Source organism: Gordonia sp. 852002-10350_SCH5691597, from assembly GCF_001665715.1.
Lineage (GTDB): Bacteria > Actinomycetota > Actinomycetes > Mycobacteriales > Mycobacteriaceae > Gordonia > Gordonia sputi.
This window is the reverse complement of the sequence record NZ_LZMO01000175.1, coordinates 1-3,886: the sequence shown is the minus strand read 5'-3', so window position 1 is coordinate 3,886 and position 3,886 is coordinate 1. Positions and strand designations below refer to the sequence as shown.

General features: G+C 61.8%; 3 protein-coding genes. 2 read left to right on the top strand and 1 reads right to left on the bottom strand.

All coding sequences use genetic code 11. The features are described from left to right. On the top strand, nt 1-466 hold a 466-nt coding region (locus A5777_RS25400; protein ID WP_231895038.1), incomplete at its 5' end, for a hypothetical protein. Here A5777_RS25400 and A5777_RS12180 read toward each other — a convergent pair. Then, nucleotides 463-1,260 (bottom strand): hypothetical protein, encoded by a 798-nt coding sequence (locus A5777_RS12180; protein ID WP_156529366.1) that lies wholly within the window; start codon nt 1,258-1,260, stop codon nt 463-465. The two genes, A5777_RS25400 and A5777_RS12180, sit on opposite strands and share 4 nt — an antisense overlap. A 90-nt stretch (nt 1,261-1,350) precedes the next feature. On the opposite strand from A5777_RS12180, the gene A5777_RS12175 reads away from it, so the two are divergent. Then, nucleotides 1,351-3,886: phage tail tape measure protein (locus A5777_RS12175; protein ID WP_156529365.1), on the top strand; the 2,536-nt coding region annotated here is incomplete at its 3' end.

Sequence of the window (3,886 nt, the reverse complement as noted above, 5' to 3'; positions counted from 1 at the left end):
AGCACATCAACGAACTGTTCGAGAAGATCGCGAAGGCTGGCGGGTTCGACTCGTCGGGAAACTGAGGGGCCTGCTCAAACTCATCCATGGCCCGAAGGCTGCGCTTGTAGAGGCTGATCTGGATCGCTTCTATGGGCGTGACCTTCGGGACCTGTGGCGGCGGGATGAGCAGGGTTGCCCTCTGTTGACCTGGCGGATGCTGTACGTGCGGGTCAAAGCACTACCGGCTGACTCCTCGCTCGCGGTTGACGCCAACGGCGGGAAACGCCCCTGGACCGTGAGTGAATACTTGCTCGCGGACTTGTGGGAGTTGCAGGCGAACAAGAACAACAAGCGTGGCGCTACGCCGAAGCGTCATCCGGCGCGTCCTGCCGCGCGAGCGAAGCAACGTACGCCGGAGCAGCAGCGGAAGCATGACCAGGCGTTGCGGAGGCACCGCCGGCAGTATCAGCGCCACTACGGCTAGGGTGCGGACTCTGCGCCTTGGCGGTTCTTCTCGACGAGACATTCGGAGGTGTCACACCCGACATCTCCGACAGGGGCGTCGGCGTCGATAAGTCCGTCGCCGTTCTTGTCCCACTCTGGCGGGATGCCTCCATTGGAGGGGCCGGATTCGGGGGTTGACGTTGGTTCCTCGTACGTCGGCGCAATGGTGGTATCCGCGGCGGGAGTCGCAGTGGGTGTCGGCGGCGACCAGTTGTCAGGGAGTTTCCATTCGACGCGGTACGTCGTGCCGTCGACTTCGAGCTTGTAGCCGATGGCCCGCGTGATGCGGGGAACCACGAGAGTTGGCGATCCGTCCACGGTGGAGTTGGGTGGAACGTTGATGAATTGGCGTGAATCCGCGCATGGATTCACCGCGCCTAACGTCTGTACTACGTCGACATTCTGAGCAACTTTGCCAGCGTCGTCGATGTAGTAGAAGTCAGACGCCCATAGCCACTCGGGTTGCTCATGGTTTCCGGTCTCGATCGTGGCAACGAACTTTGACTGCACAACTTCGGGTGAGAGTGATTCGTCGCAGCCTGATTGGTCGAGTCGAGTGCCGCTGATCTTCACGATCAGTTTCCCGTCCTTGCCGACGATCGTCACTGGCTGCCCAATGGCTACCTCCTGAGCGCCCCGCTTGTTTACCGGCTGGGCGGGTTGAGATGAGTCCGGGGTTCCTGATGCTGCCGTTGGCTGCGAGTCGTCGGACCCGCAAGCAGAGATCAGGACCGTGAGCGCGAAGAGCGCAAGCGGGATCAGGCGAGTTTTCATTCCAATTTCCTTCCGGGTGTCGCCGCAGCATACAGCGACTAACCCGGCAATCGGGATCATTCAGACGCATCACGAGGAGGTGGCTGCTGCATGGCAACTATCGGTTACGCCACACTCCAGGTGATACCTAGCCTCCAGGGCGTCTCAGGCGAGATGTCGAAGCAGCTCGGCGGGCCGATGGCCGAAGCTGGAAAGAAGGCGGGAAATCAGCTCGGCCAGGGCATCGCGTCAGGTGTGGAACAGTCGAAAGCTGCGGTCGAGAAGGCCACCACGGCGGTCACGGCGGCTCGAGCTAAGGAAGCTGACGCCGCTGGCAAGGTGAGGGTCGCTGAGGCGCAATTGCAGGCGCTGCGAAGCAAGGGCGTGACCGATGCAGGGCGTCTCGCCGCCGCCGAGGAACGCGTGAACGCGGCCAAACGCAATGCCGAGATCCGCTCGAACGCCGCAGCAACCGCCGATCGCAACCTCGCCCGCGCCAAGGAGCAAGCCTCGACCGCGGCGCGTGGCGGTACTCAGTCGATGCAGGCGTTCGGCGATGCAGCCGAAAAGTCAAGCAGCCGCATGTCGTTGATGAAATCTGCGGGACCGCTCGCTGCCGCAGGGATCGCGGCTATCGGCACTGCCGCAGTGGCGGCGGTGAAGTTCGTTGCGGACATCGGTGAGTCGTTCGAGCAGATGCGATCGAAGATCCAGTTGTCGACGGGCGCGTCGGGGCAAACCCTCGACAAGCTGAACGAGTCGGTGAAGAACGTGGCGAAAGGTTCGCCTGCCGCAATCGGGACCATCGCTGAGCGCATGTCGGTGCTGTATCAGCGCACCGGGTTGACCGGCAAAGAGCTCGAGACGCTCACGAAGCAGGTCAACAAGGCGGGCGCGGCGCTCGGCCAAGACCTCGACATCAAGACGCTGACCGGCACCATGGCGACGTTCGGGGTGCAGGGCAAGGACATGTCGTCGGTCCTCGACGACATCTTCCGCGTGTCCCGCAACACCGGCATGGGGATGAACGAGATCGTCTCTGCCGCCAAGTCGGCTGCACCGTCGCTGCAGGAATTCGGGTTCAACCTCTCCGACTCTGCCGCGCTGATCGGTTCGCTCGACAAGGCGGGCGTGGATGCCAACTCGGTGCTCGCGACGTTCGGCAAGGGCTTGGTGAACGTCGCGAAAGCGGGCCAATCGCCGAAGCAGGCGTTCGCTGACGTCACCAAAGAGATCCAGGGATTCATCAAGCAGGGCAACACGGCGGGCGCGGTGAACGTCGCGTCGAAGATCTTCGGAACGCGCGGCGCTGTGCAGTTCGTCAACGCGGTGAAGTCGGGTGCCGTGTCGATGGATCAGCTCACCAATTCTGCTGCAAAACAGGGTGATTCAATCCTCGACGCCAAAGGTGCAACTGTCACGTGGGCGAAGACGTGGGGCCTGTTCAAGAACAACGTGATCATTGCGCTCGAGCCTTTGGCGACCAGGTTCTTCGATGTGTTCATCAAGGGCATGACGTGGCTGCGGGAGAATGGTGTCGTCGCGATCCGTGCGGTAGCGGACGTCTTCACTCCCGTGTTCGACGCCGTATCCCCGCTCGCGGAACGCATCTTCCCTCTGCTTGGCACTGTCGTTGGTGTGGTCGCCAACGTGCTCGCTGGCCTGGTGCGCACACTCGCGAGCGTCCTCGACTTCATCAGCCGCAACCGAGACATCTTCCTCGCGGTCGCGGGTGTCATCACCGCGCTGTTCCTTCCCGCTCTCGTCACCATGGGCGTCACCCTCGCAGCGAACGCCGCATCCATCGCAGCAATCGGGATTGGGTTGCGCGCATACCTCGTGTGGACGAAAGCCGTCCAGATCGCCACTCGCGCATGGGCTGCCGTCCAGTGGGTTCTGAACGCCGCTCTCACGGCCAACCCCATCGGCATTGTCATCGCGGCACTCGTGGCGCTCGGCGCGGCGGTCTTCATTGCCTACAAGAAGAGTGAGACGTTCCGCAACATCGTGCAGGGCGCCTGGAATGGCATCAAAACAGCGGCGTCGGCCGCGTGGAATGGTGTCATCAAGCCAGTTATGGACGCTCTGGTCGCGGCGTTCAAGTGGGTGTGGCAGGCGATTCAGCCCGCGATCGATTTCGTAAAGCGGTTCTGGCAGTACCTGATCTTCGGCCTCGGTCCGATCGGATTGATCGTCGGGGCGGTCATCCAACTGGTGAAGCATTGGGAAACAGTCAAATCGGTGTTCTCGGCGGTGTGGGGTGTGATCAAGCCAATCTTGTCGGGGTTCCTCACCGCGATCAAGATGGTGGGAGCTGTCGTCGGCACCATCATTCTCGGCACGGTCATCATCGCGTGGAATGCACTCAAGGCAGCAATCGGCCTGGCGTGGGCCATCATCCAGCCGATCTTCGGTGCGTTCGTCGCGTTCACGCGAGTACTCGGCGCCGCGGTGATGTGGTTGTGGACGAACGCAATCTCACCCGCATGGAATCTCATCAAGACTGGTGCACAACTCATGTGGGCTGGAATCCAGGCGGTCTTTGGGTTCTTTATGGCGGGCCTCCAGGTCGCGGGCACAGTGCTCGCGGCTATTGCGAACGCCACGATAATCCCGATATGGAACGCGATAAAAGCTGCCGCACAGT

What these genes read in the sequence shown, in the direction of transcription:
- A5777_RS12180 (WP_156529366.1), bottom strand. Translation starts at nt 1,260, where the DNA reads ATGAAAACTCGCCTGATCCCGCTTGCGCTCTTCGCGCTCACGGTCCTG.